At 74.9% G+C, this 17,673-nt stretch carries 14 protein-coding genes; 12 read left to right on the top strand and 2 right to left on the bottom strand.

From position 1 onward, the window contains the following. Positions 1-69: 69 nt before the first annotated feature. From mshC to QNH85_RS20070, 3 genes are all read left to right on the top strand, one after another. Entirely contained in the window at positions 70-1,323 is a 1,254-nt protein-coding gene (mshC, locus tag QNH85_RS18130; RefSeq protein ID WP_282948668.1) for a cysteine--1-D-myo-inosityl 2-amino-2-deoxy-alpha-D-glucopyranoside ligase, read from the top strand. A 243-nt stretch (positions 1,324-1,566) separates the two neighbouring features. Continuing rightward, positions 1,567-1,689 carry a hypothetical protein gene (locus QNH85_RS18135; protein ID WP_282948669.1) on the top strand — a complete coding sequence of 41 codons (123 nt, stop codon included), beginning with the start codon at positions 1,567-1,569 and terminating at the stop codon, positions 1,687-1,689. Positions 1,690-1,906: 217 nt separating this feature from the next. After that, positions 1,907-2,224: an RNHCP domain-containing protein gene (locus QNH85_RS20070; RefSeq protein ID WP_428830433.1), complete on the top strand. Its 318-nt coding sequence runs from the start codon at positions 1,907-1,909 to the stop codon at positions 2,222-2,224. Positions 2,225-2,268: 44 nt separating this feature from the next. On the opposite strand, the gene QNH85_RS18140 is transcribed toward QNH85_RS20070, so the two are convergent. Continuing rightward, a complete protein-coding gene (locus tag QNH85_RS18140) occupies positions 2,269-3,132 on the bottom strand; it encodes a PAC2 family protein (protein ID WP_213283212.1) in 864 nt (287 codons plus the stop codon). A gap of 50 nt (positions 3,133-3,182) precedes the next feature. On the opposite strand from QNH85_RS18140, the gene QNH85_RS18145 reads away from it, so the two are divergent. From QNH85_RS18145 to QNH85_RS18160, 4 genes are read left to right on the top strand one after another with little or no spacing between them, the layout of a single operon-like run. After that, complete coding sequence (locus tag QNH85_RS18145) at positions 3,183-4,886, top strand: bifunctional 3'-5' exonuclease/DNA polymerase (protein ID WP_282948721.1); 1,704 nt, start codon at positions 3,183-3,185, stop codon at positions 4,884-4,886. 57 nt (positions 4,887-4,943) lie between these two features. Then, positions 4,944-5,567: a TetR/AcrR family transcriptional regulator gene (locus QNH85_RS18150; protein WP_282948670.1), complete on the top strand. Its 624-nt coding sequence runs from the start codon at positions 4,944-4,946 to the stop codon at positions 5,565-5,567. Continuing rightward, a complete protein-coding gene (locus QNH85_RS18155; RefSeq protein WP_282948671.1) occupies positions 5,564-6,622 on the top strand; it encodes a DMT family transporter in 1,059 nt (352 codons plus the stop codon). Before QNH85_RS18150 ends, QNH85_RS18155 begins: the two co-directional genes overlap by 4 nt. Then, positions 6,619-7,524 (top strand): 3-methyladenine DNA glycosylase, encoded by a 906-nt coding sequence (locus tag QNH85_RS18160; RefSeq protein ID WP_282948673.1) that lies wholly within the window; start codon positions 6,619-6,621, stop codon positions 7,522-7,524. The genes QNH85_RS18155 and QNH85_RS18160 overlap by 4 nt, the downstream gene beginning before the upstream one ends. Positions 7,525-7,656: 132 nt before the next feature. On the opposite strand, the gene QNH85_RS18165 is transcribed toward QNH85_RS18160, so the two are convergent. Further along, positions 7,657-8,850: an ROK family transcriptional regulator gene (locus tag QNH85_RS18165; RefSeq protein WP_282948674.1), complete on the bottom strand. Its 1,194-nt coding sequence runs from the start codon at positions 8,848-8,850 to the stop codon at positions 7,657-7,659. A 117-nt stretch (positions 8,851-8,967) separates the two neighbouring features. Here QNH85_RS18165 and QNH85_RS18170 point away from each other — a divergent pair, with 117 nt between their 5' ends. The 5 genes from QNH85_RS18170 to QNH85_RS18190 all read left to right on the top strand — a co-directional run bounded on the left by QNH85_RS18170 (position 8,968) and on the right by QNH85_RS18190 (position 17,648). Next, positions 8,968-10,491: a sugar ABC transporter ATP-binding protein gene (locus QNH85_RS18170; RefSeq protein ID WP_282948675.1), complete on the top strand. Its 1,524-nt coding sequence runs from the start codon at positions 8,968-8,970 to the stop codon at positions 10,489-10,491. Between the two features lie 276 nt (positions 10,492-10,767). Beyond that, the gene (locus QNH85_RS18175; protein ID WP_428830434.1) at positions 10,768-11,601 is read left to right on the top strand and encodes an ABC transporter permease; all 834 of its coding nucleotides are present in this window, start codon (positions 10,768-10,770) and stop codon (positions 11,599-11,601) included. 113 nt (positions 11,602-11,714) lie between these two features. After that, positions 11,715-12,770 carry a substrate-binding domain-containing protein gene (locus QNH85_RS18180; protein WP_282948676.1) on the top strand — a complete coding sequence of 352 codons (1,056 nt, stop codon included), beginning with the start codon at positions 11,715-11,717 and terminating at the stop codon, positions 12,768-12,770. A gap of 103 nt (positions 12,771-12,873) precedes the next feature. Beyond that, positions 12,874-14,016 (top strand): Gfo/Idh/MocA family protein, encoded by a 1,143-nt coding sequence (locus QNH85_RS18185; RefSeq protein ID WP_282948725.1) that lies wholly within the window; start codon positions 12,874-12,876, stop codon positions 14,014-14,016. Positions 14,017-14,249: 233 nt separating this feature from the next. Beyond that, positions 14,250-17,648 carry a PQQ-dependent sugar dehydrogenase gene (locus QNH85_RS18190; RefSeq protein WP_282948677.1) on the top strand — a complete coding sequence of 1,133 codons (3,399 nt, stop codon included), beginning with the start codon at positions 14,250-14,252 and terminating at the stop codon, positions 17,646-17,648. The last annotated feature ends 25 nt before the right edge of the window (positions 17,649-17,673 follow it).

Below are 17,673 nucleotides of genomic sequence, written 5' to 3' on the forward strand. Positions count from 1 at the left end.
GGCGTGGGGTCCGTCACGTGGGGTGGGCGGCGCGCGCCCGGCCCACGGGCAGCGGCTACGCTCGACGCCGTGCTCACCTGGCCCGCCCCGCAGATCCCGCAGCTCCCCGGCCAGGGAGGCCCCGTGCGGGTCCGGGACACGTCGACCGGTGAGCTCGTCGTCGCCGCACCGGGCCCGGACGCGACGGTCTACGTCTGCGGCATCACCCCGTACGACGCCACCCACATGGGGCACGCCGCCACGTACGTCGCGTTCGACCTGCTGGTCCGCGGCTGGCTCGACGAGGGCAAGCGCGTGCGGTACGCGTCCAACGTCACCGACGTCGACGACCCGCTGCTGGAGCGCGCCGAGGCGACCGGGGTGGACTGGCGGGAGCTCGCCGCCGACCAGACGGCGCTCTACCTGGAGGACATGACCGCGCTCGGGGTCGTGCCGCCGGACGTCTACACCGGCGCGGTCGAGTCCGTGCCCGACGTCGTGAAGGCCGTCGAGGCGATGCTCGCCGCCGGCGCCGCGTACGTCGTCGGCGTGCCCGACACCCACGGGGCCGGCACCGGCGACGTGTACGCCGACCTGTCCGCCGACCCCGGCTTCGGCGAGGTCGCCCGCCTGACCCGCCCCGAGATGGTGGACCTGTTCGCGGAGCGCGGCGGCGACCCGGCCCGGCCCGGCAAGCGCGACCCGCTGGACCCGCTGCTGTGGCGCGCGGCCCGCCCCGGCGAACCGTCCTGGGACGGCAACGACCTCGGCCCCGGGCGCCCCGGCTGGCACATCGAGTGCGCCGTGATCGCCCGCGACGGCATCGGCCTCCCGTTCGACGTGCAGGGCGGCGGGTCCGACCTGCGGTTCCCGCACCACGAGATGAGCACGTCGCACGCGCGGCTGCTCGGCGGCGGGCACGGAGCGCGCACCCACGTGCACACCGGCATGGTCGGGCTGCACGGGCAGAAGATGAGCAAGTCGCTCGGCAACCTCGTGCTCGTCTCCCGGTTGCGCGAGCAGGGCATCGACGCCATGGCCGTGCGGCTCGCGATCCTCGACCACCACTACGCGGCCGACTGGGAGTGGACCGACGAGGTCCTGCGCACCGCGCAGGCCCGGCTCGAGCGCTGGCGCGCGGCCGTGTCCGGCAACGGCGGGCCGGCCACCGAGGCGACCCTGGCGGAGATCCGGGACGCCGTCGCGACCGACCTGGACGCGCCGCGGGCGTTGCGGGCGGTCGACGCGTGGGCCGAGCGGTCGCTGGCCGGGGACGAGACAGAGGTCGGTGCCCCCGGCGTCGTCGCCCGCGCGGTGAACGCGCTGCTCGGGGTGCGGCTCTAGCGCATCGGCGCGGTCGAAGCGGGTCGCCACCCGCTTCGCGCTCGTGCACTCGCACGACCAGCGGCGCGCGGCGCGTGAAGCACCTCGCGGGCCACCACCGGGCGAGGAGCCGCCGCTCGTGCGAGTACGGACGTCCCTGACCAGTGTGGGACCTTCGTCCGCGGCGCACCTGCGATGCCCCGGTTCACTAGGCCACGAGCCGCTGCACAAAACCTGATTCAGGTGGAGTGATCGGAGCGTGCCGTGAGCAAGCGCAAGACCTTGACCCTGGAGGGGTCGATCGAGGACAACGCCGTCCGACCGATCGAGGACCCCGGCGACATCGACGTTCGTCGGTCCTCACCGCCTGAACCCGTCCACTTCTGAGCCGGGATCCACCTGGTGTAGACGGTGGACGCACGCGTGAAAGCGACCTGCGGATCCTTGAGGCGTTCTCGACGCCGCTCGCGGGGCGGGATGGGACTCGGCGTCGCGGCAACCGCCGTCATGTCGCCTCGAGTCGTTCTTCTCGGCGCGGCTCTCGGCATGATCGCGGGATCCCTTTGGTTCGCGACCCGCGGCGATCCCGACGTCGGGGGGTTCCGTGTCGAGGTCGACTGAGAACACCGCGTTCGACTGCGTGAACTGCGCGGCCGCTGTCGTCCCGCACCCGCTCGGCAGCTATCGAAATCACTGCAACCGGTGCTTGTTCTCGCTCCATGTGGACGGCTCGACGCCCGGGGACCGCAGTTCGCGGTGCGGAGGACTGATGGAGCCCGTCGGCATCGTGCATACCGGTCGGAAAGGCTTGATGGTGGTGCTCCGTTGCCGGGCGTGCGGCTTCGTGCGTCGCAACAGGACCGCCCCGGACGACGACATGGACGTCGTGTGCATGCTCATCGGGCGGCGAGTTGTCGGCTGAGTGCTCGCGCCATGTCGGTGGAGGCGTCGGCGCCCCGCAGGGGCTCAGCCGCCGATGCCCTTGTCCCGGCGGCGCAGGTAGCGCTCGAACTCCTGCGCGATCGCCTCGCCGCTCGCCTCCGGGAGCTCGGCGGTGTCCTTCGCCTCCTCGAGCTGGTGGACGTACTCCGCGATCTCGGTGTCCTCGCTGGCGAGCTCGTCCACGCCGTCCTGCCACGCCGCCGCGTCCTCGGGCAGGTCGCCCAGGGGGATCGGCTCGCCGGTCAGCTGCTCGATGCGGTGCAGCAGCGCGAGCGTGGCCTTCGGCGACGGCGGGTGCGCGACGTAGTGCGGCACCGCGGCCCACAGGGAGACGGTCTTCATGCCGCGCGCGGCGGCCTCGTGCTGCAGCACGCCGACGATGCCGGTGGGGCCCTCGTAGGAGTTGGCCTCGACGTCGAGCGCCTCCCGGACGTCGGCCTCCTCGCTGGTCGCCGTCACGGGGATGGGGCGCGTGTGCGGGACGTCCGCGAGCAGCGCGCCCAGGGTGATGACCGTGCCGACCCGCAGGCCCTGTGCGATGTCGAGCAGCTCGCCGCAGTACCGGCGCCAGCGCATCGACGGCTCGATGCCGTGGACCAGCACCACCTTGCGGCCGGCGCGCGGCGTCGTGGCCACGGCCACCGCGGTGGTCGGCCAGGTGATCTCGCGGCGGCCGTCCTCGCCGGCGCCGATCACGGGGCGGTTGACCTGGAAGTCGTGGTACTCCTCGGGGTCGAGCTCGTCGACCTGCTCCGCGCCCCAGACCTCGTGCAGGTGCTCGAGCGCCTGGCTGGCGGCCGACCCCGCGTCGTTCCAGCCCTCGAACGCCGCGAGCAGGATGGTCTCCTGCTCGGGGAGGGCCGCGGGGGTGTTCGCCTGCTCGGTCATCGGCCCAGCGTAGGACGTGCGGTGCCGCGGTGTCGGACCCGGCTGGGAGAATGGACGGCGTGCCGCTCGTCCTCGTCGCCGTCGACCCGGACCGACCCGGCGGTGCCGTGCTGCGCGAGGTCAGGGACGTCGCCGCCGCCGAGGCCGGCGAGGTCGCGCCGCCGGCCCGCGTCGCCGGTGCCGACCTGGCCGCCGCCGTCGCGGCGCGGGAGGCCGCCGGCGGGGCGCGCTGGGTGTGGGACGACACCGAGCACTGGTACCCGGACCTGCTCGCCGCCGGGGTGCGCGTGGAGCGCGCGCACGACCTGCGGCTGTGCCACACGATCCTGCGGCGCAGCACCCGGTGCGCCGGGACCGCCGTCGCCCGCGCCGCCGAGGGGCCGTGGGACCGGGCCGCCGCGGCGGGCGGGACCGGCCCGCACGAGCCGGACGAGCCGAGCCTGTTCGACGCCCTGCCGACGGCCGTGCCGGACGCCGCCCCCGACGTGCCGGCCGAGCTCCGGCGCCAGCTCGTGAGCCTGACCGAGGCCGGGGACGACGGGCGGCTGCGGCTGCTGCTGGCGGCCGAGTCCACCGGCGCGCTGATCGCCGCCGAGATGCGGCACGACGGCCTGCCGTTCCGGGCGGACGTGCACGACGCGCTGCTCGCCGGGCTGCTGGGACCGCGGCCGCACGAGGGCGCCCGGCCGGAGCGGCTGGCGGCGCTGGCGGAGCGGGTTGGCGCGGCGCTCGACCGGCCCGGCCTGAACCCCGACTCCCAGCCCGAGCTGCTGCGCGCCCTGCGGGCCGCGGGGCTGGACGTGCCGTCGACGCGCACGGCCGAGATCCGGGCGCTCGACCACCCGGTGCGCGAGCCGCTGCTGGAGTACAAGAAGCTCGCCCGGCTGCTGTCCGCGAACGGCTGGGCCTGGCTGGACCGGTGGGTGCACGACGGCCGGTTCCGGCCCGACTACGTCCCCGGCGGGGTCGTCACCGGGCGGTGGGCCAGCAGCGGCGGGGGCGCGCTCCAGCTGCCCGCGGTCATCCGCGACGCCGTGCGGTCCGACCCGGGCTGGCGGTTCGTCGTGGCGGACGCCGCCCAGCTCGAGCCGCGCGTGCTCGCCGCGATGTCCGGCGACGGCGCGATGGCCGCGGCGGGGCGGCACGCCGACCTGTACGCGGGGGTGGTCGAGGCGGGCATCGTCGCGGACCGCAAGCAGGCCAAGTACGCCATGCTCGGCGCGATCTACGGGGCCACCACCGGCGCGAGCGCGGTGCTGATGCCGCAGCTCGCGCGGGCGTACCCGCGGGCGGTCGCGCTGGTCGAGGAGGCCGCGCGCGCGGGGGAGCGCGGCGAGCAGGTCACCACGTGGCTCGGGCGGTCCTCCCCGCTGCCGAGCGGCGCGTGGCTCGCCGAGCGGCAGGCCGCCTCGGCGGAGGGGGCCGCGCCCGAGGACGTGCGGGCGGCGCGCCGGCGCTCGCGCGACTGGGGCCGGTTCACCCGGAACTTCGTCGTGCAGGGCACGGCGGCCGAGTGGGCGCTGTGCTGGATGGCCGTCCTGCGCCAGCGCGTGGCGGGCATGCCCGGCCGGCCGCACCTCGTGTTCTTCCTGCACGACGAGATCGTGGTGCACGCCCCCGCGGAGGTCGCCGAGGACGTCGCGACGGCCGTGCGGGAGGCGGCGGTCGAGGCCGGCCGGCTGCTGTTCGGGCCCACGCCGGTGGACTTCGCGCTCGACGTCTCGGTGGTGGACAGCTACGCCGACGCCGTGTGACGATCGGCGCAGTTGGGTAGACAGGTCTACCTAGTCAGGGGGCGCAGGATGCCGGGGATGACGACGGCGGCGGGTCCGACGACGACGGCGGGGACGACGAGCGCTGCTCGCCGGCGTCCCGCGCGCGAGCGGCTGCTCGCCGCCGCCGCGGACCGGTTCTACGCCGACGGCATCGCCGCGACCGGGATCGACACCATCACCGCCGACGCCGGCGTCGCGAAGATGAGCCTCTACAACAACTTCGCCTCCAAGGCGGACCTCGTCGCCGCGTACCTGGTGGCGCGGCACGCCGAGTGGCTGGACCTGTACGCGGCCCGGCTCGCCGCCGCGGGGGCCGACCCCCGCCGGCGGGTGCTCGCCGTGTTCGACGCCTACGCCGACCACGCCAACGCCGGGTACGCGCACGGGTTCCGGGGGTGCGGCCTGCTCAACGCCGCCGCGGAGCTGCCGGCCGGCGACCCCGGGCGCGCCGTCGTCCGGGCGCACAAGGAGGAGGTCGAGGGCCTGGTGGCCGGGCACCTGCGGGAGCTGCTGCCGGACGACCCCGCGCGCGTGGCCGAGCTCGCCGAGCACCTGGCCTTCCTGCTGGAGGGGTCCATGGCGCGCGCCGGGCTCGAGGGGGACGACCGGCGGCTGCGCCGCGCGCGCGACCTCGCGGCGGACCTGCTGGCCGCGGCATGACGGCGCCGTCCCCGGCGACCAGCACGGCGACCAGCACGGCGAGCGCGACGGCCACGACCGTGGCGGGGGGGCCGGGGCGACCGCACCCGACGCGCCCGGAGCGCGCCGTCGCCGCGGGGACGGCCGCGGTGCTCGCGGCGTCCGTGCTCTGGGGCACGACCGGCACCGCCGCCACGTTCGCCCCCGAGGTCGGACCGCTCGCGATCGGCGCGGCCGCGATGGGCGTCGGGGGACTGCTCCAGGCGGGGACCGCGCACCGGGCGATCGCCCGGCACCGCGCCGCCCTGGCGTCCCGGTGGCGGCTCGTCCTGCTCGGGGCGGTGGCCGTCGCGGTGTACCCGCTGGCGTTCTACACGTCGATGCACCTCGCCGGGGTCGCCGTCGGCACCGTCGTCTCGCTCGGGTCCGCGCCGCTGGCGTCGGCGATCATCGAGCGGGTGGTCGACCGGCGGCGGCTGTCCCGGCGGTGGGCCGCCGCGGCCGCGGTCGGCGTGGCGGGCATCGTGCTGCTGTGCGGGGCGCAGGCCCTCGGGGGCCCGGCGTCGGGGCCGGGTGCCGGTTCGGGTTCGGCTGTTGGCGCCGGGGTCGCCCTCGGGCTCGTGGCGGGCGCGACGTACGCCCTGTACTCCTGGGCCGCGCACCGGCTGATGCTCGGGGGCGTGCCGTCGCGCGCCGCGATGGGCGCCGTGTTCGGGGTCGGCGGGCTCCTGCTCCTGCCGGTGCTCGCGGCCACGGGCGCGCCGCTGCTCGCGTCCTGGGGGAACGCCGCGGTGGGCGGGTACATGGCGCTGGTCCCGATGTTCACCGGGTACGTGCTGTTCGGCTGGGGGCTCGCCCGGATCCCCGTCAGCACCGCCACCACGCTCACCCTGCTGGAGCCCGCGGTCGCGGCGGTGCTGGCCGTCGCGGTCGTGGGGGAGGGGCTGCCGGCCGTCGGGTGGGGCGGGGTGGCGCTGGTCGTCGTGTGCCTCGCCGTGCTGACGGTCCCCGGTCCGTCCGCGTCGCGGGCGGAGCGCCGGCTGTCGCGCCGGCGCCTCCTACGCTGGACCCCGTGACCGTCACCGTGCCGAGCCCGCCCGCGCCCCCCGGCGCGCCGGTGCTGCTGGACGAGGCGACGTGGCAGGCGCGGTCGGCCGAGCACGCCGCGCGCGCGGACGCGCTCACCACGGGGCACCGGGAACGCCGGGCCCGCGGCGAGCGGCACGCGGTCGAGGACTTCCTGTTCGAGTACTACCCGGCCAAGCCCGCGCAGCTCCGGCGGTGGCACCCCGGCGCCGGTGCCGCCCTCGCGCCCGGGGCCGAGCCGCCGCCGCACGCCGCCTGGCGCTGGTACCGCACCGCCGCCGACGGCACCGTCACGCTCGACGTGCCGGCGTTCCTCGCGGACCGGGGGAGCACCGCGCGCTACGTCCAGGGCCTGCTGTCCGCCACGGCGGCGCGCCCCGCGGCGACCGGGTGCTTCGGCCTGCACGAGTGGGCGATGGTGTACCGCGAGGGCGACGGCGAGCACCGGCACCGGCTGCCGCTGCGGCTCGGCGGCGCGGCGACGGACGCGGTGGTCGAGCGGCACCGGATCCGCTGCACCCACATCGACGCGTTCCGGTTCTTCACGCCCGACGCGGTGCCGCTGAACACGCTGCAGCCCACAAGGGACACCCAGGTCGCGATGGAGCAGCCCGGCTGCCTGCACGCGAACATGGACCTGTACAAGTGGGCGCTCAAGCTCGGGCCCGCCGTGCCCGGGGACCTGCTGCTCGACACGTTCGAGCTCGCGCGGGAGATCCGCGTGGTGGACATGCAGGCGTCGCCGTACGACGTCACGACCTACGGCCTCGAGCCCATCGCCATCGAGACCCCCGAGGGCAAGGCGGAGTACGTGCGCCGCCAGCGCGCCTTCGCCGCCCGGTCGCAGGCGCTCCGCACCCGCCTGCTGGCCGTCTGCGCGCGGCTGGTCTGACCCGCGGCGTCGGCGCCGCGCCGTCAGCACCGCGGCGCCGCGAGGTCGTCAGTCCTGCACGAGGTCGTCAGTCCTGCGGGACGACCTCGTGCGCGTGTGACGACCTCGCGGCCGGGCGACGGACCGGGCGGGTCAGGTCGTCCGCGCGTCCAGCAGCGCGTCGATCGCGGCCGGCGAGAGCACGTGGTCCACGGCCATCGCGCTCGCGCCGAGGATGCCGACCTGCGAGCGCGCCTGCGAGGTGACGATGCGCAGGTGCTGCGTCGCCAGCGGCAGGGACCGCTGGTACACGACCTCGCGGATGCCGGCGATCAGGTGCTCGCCGGCCTCGGCCACGACGCCGCCGATCACGACGAGCGAGGGGTTGAGCAGGCTGACGCAGGCGGCGAGCACCGAGCCGATCTCCCGGCCCGCCTGCCGGACGGCGCGCCCGGCCGCGAGGTCGCCGGCGCGCACGAGCGCCACGACGTCGGCGCCGTCGCGGGCGGTCAGGCCCTGGGCGGACAAGCCGTCGGCGAGCGCGCGGCCGCTGGCGACGGCCTCGAGGCACCCGAGGTTGCCGCACCGGCACGGCACGTCCTCGGCGCCGGGGACGGCGATGTGGCCGATGTCCCCGGCCGCACCCTGCGCGCCCCGGCGCAGCCGGCCGTCGGAGATGATGCCCGAGCCGATGCCGGTGGCGACCTTGACGAACAGCATGTCGTCCACGTCCGGCCAGGCGGTGCGGTGCTCGCCGAGGGCCATGAGGTTGACGTCGTTGTCGACCTGCACGTCGGCGCCCAGCGCGCGGGACAGGATGCCGCGGACGTCGACGTCGTCCCAGGCGGGCATGATCGGCGGGTTGATCGGCCGGCCGGTGGAGTGCTCGACGGGGCCGGGCAGGCCGACCCCCACGCCGGCGAGGTCGCCGGGGTCGCGGCCGGTCTCGGCCAGGAGCTTGCGGCCCTGATCGACCACCCACGCCAGGACGGTGTCGGGTCCGGCGGCGATCGAGAGCGGCTCCTCGGCCTCGGCCAGGATCGTGGACGCCAGGTCCGTGACCGCCAGGCGGGCGTGGGTCGCGCCCAGGTCGACGGCGAGGACCAGGCGGGCGGTCGGCCGGAACGCGAACGTGGTGGGCGGTCGGCCGCCGGTCGAGGACGCCTCGCCGGCCGGCTCGATCAGGCCCGCGGCCATGAGCTGGTCGACGCGCGTGGTGATGGTGGACCTCGCCTGGCCGGTCACGGCGGCGAGGTCGGCGCGGGTGCGCGGGCGCCCGTCGCGCAGCAGCTGGAACAGCTCGCCGGCGCCGGCGTGCCGCTGGGGGAGCCTGACCACGTCCTGCATGCCCGCCAGTGAACCAGAAAAGTACGGGGACTTGTGTCGGTCACGCTTCGGTAACTCCGACAAACTGGGACGAACTTATGATTGACGCCCGACGAAAGTCCGGTCTACGTTCGCCGCATGGTCAACGTGGACCCCCCGCAGCAGCCGCTGCTCGAGATGCGCGGCATCGTCAAGCAGTTCCCCGGAGCCCGAGCCCTCGACGGCGTCGACCTCGACGTCCTGCCCGGCGAGGTGCACTGCCTGCTCGGCCAGAACGGCGCGGGCAAGTCGACGCTCATCAAGGTGCTCGCCGGCGCCCACCAGCCGACCGAGGGCACGGTGCTCGTCGACGGCGAGCCCGTGACGATCCCGCACCCGGTCGCCGCGCTCCGGCTCGGCATCGCGACGATGTACCAGGAGCTCGACGTGGTCGGCGGCCTGACCGTCGCGGAGAACGTCTACCTGGGCCACGAGCTCGCCACGGCCGGGGTGTCCCGGCGCGGCGAGGTCCGCCGGCGCACCCGCGAGATCCTCGCCCGCCTCGGCCACCCGGAGATCTCCCCGGGGCGCGAGGTCGGCACGCTGCCCGCCGCCGCGCAGCAGATCGTGTCGATGGCCCGCGCGCTGTCGCACGACGCCCGCGTCATCGTCATGGACGAGCCGTCCGCGGTGCTCGACTCCGACGAGGTGCAGAACCTGTTCCGGGTGGTGCACGAGCTCACCTCGCAGGGCGTGGCGATCGTCTACATCTCGCACCGCATGGAGGAGATCCGGGCCATCGGCGACCGGATCACCGTGCTCAAGGACGGCCGCACGGTCGCCCGCGACCTGCCGGCCCGCGACACGCCGACCCGCGAGCTGATCCGGCTGATGACCGGTCGCTCCGTGGAGTACGCGTTCCCGGAGGCGACCGGCGTCCCGGCGGACGCCCCCGTGGTGCTCGACGTGCAGGGGCTGGCGCTGCGCGGGTCGTTCGCGGACGTGTCGTTCCAGGTGCGGGCCGGCGAGATCGTCGGGCTCGCGGGCCTGGTCGGCTCCGGGCGGTCCGAGATCCTCGAGACCGTCTACGGCGCCCGACGCGCCTCGGCCGGCACCGTCGCGGTCGCCGGCAAGCGGCTGCGGCCGGGCGAGGTGACGGCGGCCGTGCGCGCGGGCATCGGCCTCGCGCCCGAGGAGCGCAAGGCCCAGGGCCTGCTGCTCGAGGAGCCGGTCTACCGGAACATCACGCTGTCGACGTTCGAGCGGTTCGCGAAGGCCGGCTTCCTCGACGAGCGCGCGGAGCGCCGGGTCGCCCTCGAGCAGGCGGAGGCGCTCGACCTGCGCCCGGCCGGGGTCGAGCGCGCGATGCGGACGCTGTCGGGCGGCAACCAGCAGAAGGCGATGCTCGCCCGCTGGCTGGTGCACGGCTGCCGGGTCCTGCTGCTGGACGAGCCGACCCGCGGTGTGGACGTCGGCGCGCGCGCCGAGATCTACGCCCTGGTGCGCCGGCTCGCCGACTCGGGCGCGGCCGTCGTGGTCGTGTCCAGCGAGATCCCCGAGGTGCTCGGTCTGGCCGACCGGGTGCTGGTCGTCTCCGAGGGCCGGGTCGTGCACGAGGGCCCCGCCACCGCCATCGACGAGCACGCCGTGCTCGACTTCGTCATGGAAGGAAGTGCCGCGTGAGCGAGCACCAGCTCTCCGCCCAGCCCCCGGGCACGCCCGGGGCCCCGGCCGGGCCCACCGCGCCCGCCGGCAGCGCCGGCGCCACCCCCGTCCCCCGTCCGCGGACGAGTCCGACCGCGTCGAGCGCGTCGCCCGGGAGGGTGCGGGCCGCGCCGCCGCCGGCCGGGCCGCGGCGGCGCGGCCCGCACCCTCGGCCTGGTCATCGCCCTGGGCCTCATCGTCCTGGTCGGCTACATCACGGCCGGCAGCCGGTTCGCCAGCATCGACAACCTCCTGGTGATCCTCAGCCTCGCGTCCATCATCGGCGTGCTGAGCATCGGGATGACGTTCGTCATCACGGCGGGCGGCATCGACCTGTCGGTCGGCTCGGTCCTCGGCCTCGCGTCGGTGTGGGCGACGACGCTCGCGACGCAGCAGTACGGCTGGGTCGTCATGGTCGTCTGCGCGCTGGCGGTCGGCACGGGCGCCGGCCTCATCAACGGCGTCCTCATCGCGTACGGACGGGTGGTGGCGTTCATCGCGACGCTGGCGATGCTGGTCGCCGCCCGCGGCCTCGCCGAGCTGATCGCCCAGCGCCGCACGCAGCTGGTCCGGGTGCAGGGGTTCGAGGACACCTTCAAGGGCGACCTGCTCGGCGTGCCGAAGATCGTGTGGATCTTCGCGGTCGTCGCGGTCGCCGGCTGGTTCCTGCTGAACCGCACGACGTTCGGGCGCCGGACCGTCGCGGTCGGCGGCAACCCCGAGGCGGCCCGCCTGGCGGGCATCGCGGTCAAGCGGCACACGATGTACCTCTACGCGCTGGCCGGCCTCGCCGCCGGCATCGCCGCGGTGATGATGCTGGCCCGCACCGGCGCCGGCTCGTCGACGAACGGCCTGTACTACGAGCTGGACGCGATCGCCGCGGTGGTCGTCGGCGGGACGCTCCTGTCCGGTGGCCGCGGCACGATCGTCGGCACCGTGCTCGGCGTCCTCATCTTCGCGACGCTGACGAACCTGTTCATCCAGAACAACCTCGACTCGTCGGTCCAGCAGATCACGAAGGGCGCGATCATCGTGGTCGCCGTCCTCCTGCAGCAGCGCTTCACCACCCGGAACCCGCGGTCGACGTAGACCGCCGCACCGACCGTCCGACCCCCGAACGGCACCACCCCGCACGACGCGCCGGGCCCCCGCCCGGCCGCGCCATCCCGCTCCGCCCGCTGGACATCGTCGAAGGAGATCCCATGTCCGCCAGCCGCACCACGCGCCGCCACCGCACCCTCGCGTCCGTCGCCGTGCTGTCCGTCGCGTTCCTCACCGCGTGCACCTCGAACACGCCGACCGAGGAGGACGAGGGCGGCGCCGAGGCCGCCCCGGTCGCCGTCTCGGACAACGACGAGCCCGGCGACACGGTCGTCATCGGGTTCTCCGCCCCCGCGGCCGACCACGGCTGGATGGGCGCGATCACCGCGGCCGCCCAGGCCGAGGCCGAGAACTACGACGACGTCGAGCTCCGGGTCGCCGAGGGCACCAACGACGTCAACGTGCAGATCAGCCAGATCGAGGGCTTCATCAACGACGGCGTGGACGCGATCGTGCTCCTGCCGTTCGACGGCGGGGCGCTCACCGACGTCGCCACGCAGGCGATGGAGGCGGGCATCCCGGTGATCAACGTCGACCGGGAGTTCTCCAGCCCGTTCGCGTCGCGCGCCACGGTGCTCGGCGACAACTACGGCATGGGCGTCTCGGCCGGCACGTACATCTGCGAGCAGCTGGGCGACAACCCGGACGCGGTGGTCGCGGAGATCGCCGGCATCGACTCCCTGCCGCTGACGCAGGACCGCAGCCAGGGCTTCGCGGACGCGCTCGAGGGCTGCGGCCTGGACGTCGACAACCGCGTCGCCGCAGACTTCACCGTCCAGGGCGGCGAGCAGGCGGCGGCGAACCTGCTGCAGGCGGCCCCGCAGATCGACGCCATCTGGAACCACGACGACGACCAGGGCGTCGGCGTGCTGGCGGCCATCGAGAACGCCGGCCGCGACGAGTTCTTCATGGTGGGCGGCGCCGGCTCGGCGAACGTCATGCGGGAGATCCAGAGCGGTGACTCCGTGCTCCAGGCGACGGTCGTCTACCCGTCCACGCAGGCGGCGGACGGCATCAAGCTCGCCCGCCTGGTCGCGCACGAGAAGTCGCTGAGCGACCTGGCGTCCGCGGGGGTCCCGCGCACCGTCCAGCTCTACGCCCCGGTCGTCACGGCCGACAACGTCGACCAGTACATCGACTCGGCCTTCGAGTCCTGACCGGGCCGTCGCGGGGCCGGTCGTGCACCGGCCGGCCCCGCGGCGCCCACCCGAGGAGGGTCTCGTGACCGACGAGACGACGGCCGCGCCGATCGGCGTGGGCATGGTGGGGTACGCCTTCATGGGCGCCGCGCACTCGCAGGCGTGGCGCACCGCCCCGCGGTTCTTCGACCTGCCGCTGACGCCCGAGATGCGGGTGCTCGGCGGGCGGGACGCGGCGGCGGTGAAGGCCGCGGCGGACCGGCTGGGCTGGCGGGACACCGCCACGTCCTGGCAGGACCTGGTGCAGCGCGACGACGTCGACCTGGTCGACGTCTGCACGCCGGGGCACACGCACGCGGAGATCGCGATCGCGGCGCTGGAGGCCGGCAAGCACGTGCTGTGCGAGAAGCCGCTGGCCAACACGATCGCCGAGGCGGAGGCCATGGTCGCGGCCGCGGAGGCGGCGGCGGCCCGCGGGGTGCGGTCGATGGTCGGCTACACGTACCGGCGGGTGCCGGCCGTGCAGCTCGCCCGGCAGCTCGTCGCGGACGGCCGGATCGGCACGGTGCGGCACGTCCGCGTGCAGTACCTGCAGGACTGGCTCGCCGACGCCGACGCGCCGCTGTCGTGGCGGCTCGACAAGCAGGCCGCCGGGTCCGGCGCGCTGGGGGACATCGGCTCGCACGCCGTCGACCTCGCGCAGTTCATCACCGGCGAGCGCCTGACCGGGGTCTCGGCCCTGCTGGAGACCTTCGTGCACGAGCGGCCCGTCGCCGCCGCGTTCGCGGGCCTGCACGGCACGGGCGGGACGGAGCGCGGCCCCGTCACCGTCGACGACGCCGCGGTGTTCCTCGCGCGCCTGTCCGGCGGCGGGCTGGGGGTGTTCGAGGCCACGCGGTTCGCCACGGGCCGCAAGAACGCCATCCGCCTGGAGGTCAACGGGGAGCGCGGGTCGCTGTCGTTCGACTTCGAGGACATGAACGTCCTGCACTTCTACGACGCCACCGAGGACCCGGCCGTCGCGGGGTTCCGGCGGATCGTGGTGACGGAGCCGCAGCACGCGTACGTCGCGCAGTGGTGGCCCGCCGGGCACGGCCTCGGCTACGAGCACGCCTTCACGCACCAGGTCGTCGACCTGATCGGCGCGATCGCGGCGGGGCAGGACCCGACGCCGTCGTTCGCCGACGGGCTCGCCGTGCAGCGGGTGCTCGACGCCGTCGAGCGCAGCGCGGCGGACGACAGCCGCTGGGTGCCGCTCGGGTAGCCACCCGCCCGCGGGCCCGGCCCGCCGCAGACATCACCGATCGGTGCACCGCTCGAGGGGGAGAGGAGGTGGGGACCTGCGCCACCGGCCGGCAACGACGCCGGCCACGTGAGGAGGTCGGGTTCCTACACCGTGGGGACGACGCGAGAACCCGACCTCTGTGACGAGATCCCAGAGGAGCTGCATCACTCATGAATCGTACGCAGCCGCGCTCGCAGCGCGGCAGGAGATCGGTGGCTTTCACCCTCGCCGGAGTGCTGGCCGTGACCGGCATGGCGCTGGGCGCCGGGCCGGCCCTGGGCCACGACGGCGTGGACCACGGGGCCGAGCCGGGCGCGGACGCCGCGCTCGACTGGAGCAACTACGAGAAGACCACGCTGACGAAGGACGTCGGCGAGCCGCTGGACCTCGCGGTGCTGCCCGACGGGCGCGTGCTCCACACCGCCCGCAACGGCGACGTCCGCCTCACGGACCCGGCGACGGGCGTCACGAAGATCGTGAACTCGATCCCCGTGTACGCGAACTCCGAGGACGGCCTGCAGTCGGTGGGCATCGACCCCGACTTCGAGGAGAACAGCTGGGTGTACCTCGTGTACGCCCCGCCCGGGAACACGCCCCCGGGGTCGGCCCCCAACACGCTCCCGGCCGGCCAGGACGAGTCGTACTGGGACCAGTGGAAGGGCGTGAACCGGCTGTCGCGCTTCCAGTGGACCGGTGAGGGCCTCGACCTCGCCTCGGAGCAGAAGATCCTCGACGTCGAGGTGCAGCGCGGCCAGTGCTGCCACGTCGGCGCCGACTTCGACTGGGACGCCGAGGGCAACCTCTACCTGTCGACGGGCGACAACACCCCGGCGGGCACGCCCGGCGCGAACGGCTTCGCGCCGAACAACGACGCGCCCGGTATGAACCCCGGCTTCGACTCGCGCCGCGGCGCGGGGAACACGAACGACCTGCGGGGCAAGATCCTGCGGATCCACGTCGAGGAGGACGGGTCGTACACGATCCCGGAGGGCAACCTGTTCGCCCCCGGGACGGAGGGCACCCGCCCGGAGATCTTCGTGATGGGCGTGCGGAACCCGTTCAAGCTCGACGTCGACCCGGAGACGAACTCCCTCACGTGGGGCGACTACGGCCCGGACGCCACGGCGGCGGCCGCCGCGACCGCGGGCCGCGGGCCGATGGGCCTCGTCGAGTGGAACGCGACGAGCCTGGACGACCCGCACAACTCCGGCTGGCCGTACGTCACGGCCGACAACTTCGCGTACAACGACTGGGACTTCGCGACGAACACCCCCGGGGCGTTCTTCGACCCGGCGAACCTGAAGAACGAGTCGCGGTGGAACACCGGCCTGGTGGACCTCCCGCCGGCGCGGCCCGCCACGCTCTACTACGGCGACAACCCCGGCGACCAGCCGTGGGACGAGCTGGTGACGTTCGGCGCCGGCACCGGCCAGGGCCCGATGGGCGGGCCGGTCTACCACTACCCCGAGGGCGCCGGCCCCGACGCCTTCCCGGAGTACTGGGACGGCAAGGCGTTCTTCGGCGAGTTCTCCCAGGACTACCTCGCGGCCTTCACGGTGGACTGGGACGCGTTCGAGGTGACCCACATCGAGGACGTCACGCCGAACGCGGCGGCGACGGCCCCCGGGTGGCCCCCGATCGACAACCCGATGGACATCGAGTTCGGGCCCGACGGGTCGATGTACGTGCTCGACTACGGGGACGGGTTCTTCCGGGCGAACCCCGACGCGGGGCTGCACCGGATCAGCTACGCCGAGGGCAACAAGTCCCCGCGGGCCGCGTTCACCGCGACCCCGCGGTCGTCCTCGTCCGCGCCGCTCACGGTGGCGTTCGACGCCGCGGGCTCCTCGGACCCCGAGGGCAGCGCCCTGACGTACCAGTGGGACTTCGACGGTGACGGCACGTTCGACGCCACCGGCGCGCAGGCGTCGTACACGTACACGGCGCTCAAGGCGTACACGGCCCGGCTGAAGGTCACCGACCCGGAGGGCAAGTTCGCCCTGACCTCCCAGGCGATCTCGGTCGGCAACCAGGCACCCGAGGTCACGGTGGCCTACCCGGCCGACGGCGGCTTCTTCGACTGGGGCCAGGCGGTCCCGTTCAAGGTGACCACGCAGGACGCCGAGGACGGCACCGCCACCGACTGCTCGCGCGTGACCTGGACGTACGGCCTGGGCCACGACGAGCACGCCCACCCGGAGGTCTCGGGCACCGGCTGCACCGGCGCGTGGCGCACCGACCCGAACTCCCCGGAGCACGGGCCCGGCGCGCTGCTGTACGGCGCCGTCGTCGTGACCTACCGCGACGCGGGCGCCAACGGGCTGCCGGCGGCGACCGGCGAGGCCACGGTCCGCCTGAACCCGAAGCTGCAGCAGGCGGAGCACGCCACGCGGCAGGGCGTCACGGTGTTCGCCGACGAGACGGCTTCGGGCGGCAACGCGGTCCGCGGCCTCGGGTCGGGCGACAGCCTGAAGCTCGGCCGGGTCAGCTTCTCCGGCATCGACGGGGCGGTCGTCCGGGCGAACGGCGGCGGTCAGGTGCAGCTGCGGTGGGGTGCGGCCGACGCCGCGCCGTTCGCCACCGCGACGATCCCGGCGGGGGCGGGCTGGAAGGACGTGGCGATCACGTTCGACGCCCCCGACGGCACGGGCGACCTGTTCGTGACCTCCGGCGACGACCTCGCGGTGGACGCGATCACCATGACGGGTGCCGGCGTCGCGGACGTCACCGCCCCGACGGTCGCGCACACCCTGGCCCCGGCGGCGCCCACCGGCGTCGGCGGCGTCTACACCCAGCCCGTCCGCTTCGCCGTGCAGGCGGCGGACGACGGGGCGCTCGGCAGCGTGCAGTACTCGCGCGACGGCGGCGCCACGTGGCTGAACCTGGCGGCCAACCAGCAGTACGGCGTGACGTTCTCCGAGAGCGGCACGTACGACCTGCGGTACCGGGCGACCGACACCGGGGGCAACGTCTCCGCGGTCGGGCAGGTGGCGTTCACCATCGACCTGGACGCCCCCGAGGAGCCCACCGTCGACACCACCACCACGGCCACGGTGGCCGCGGCGCGGGTGCCGTACGGCGCCCCGGGTGCGGTCACGGTGACCGTGGGTGCCGGGGACCGCACCGCGGAGGGCGAGGTCGTCCTCACGGTGGGGGAAACCGAGGTCGGCCGCGGCACGCTCACGGGCGGCACCGCGACGATCCCGGTGGCACCGACGCTGGGGGTGGGCACCCACACGGTGACCGCGTCGTTCGTCGGCGGCGAGGTGTTCAAGCCGTCGTCCGGCACGGTCCGGCTGACGGTCGCGCGCACCACGTCGACGGTCACCGCGACGGTCTCGCCGAACCCGGTGAAGCCGGCCGTGGCGGCCAAGGCCACCGTGCAGGTCGTCGCGGCCAGCGGCGTCGTCCCCGGCGGGGACGTCACCGTGACGGTCAAGCGGAACAACGCGGTGGTGGCCACGGTCACCGGGACCCTCGACGCCACCGGCGCGAGCGTCGTCACCCTCGGGCGCCTGCCCGAGGGCACCTACAAGGTCGACGTCGCCTACGGCGGCACGGCCGGCATCGCAGGCAGCACCACCAGCACCACTCTCACCGTCCGCAGCTGACCGTCGCGCCGGCGGCCCGGGTCGG

The organism is Cellulomonas endometrii (assembly GCF_949769265.1).
Lineage (GTDB): Bacteria > Actinomycetota > Actinomycetes > Actinomycetales > Cellulomonadaceae > Cellulomonas > Cellulomonas endometrii.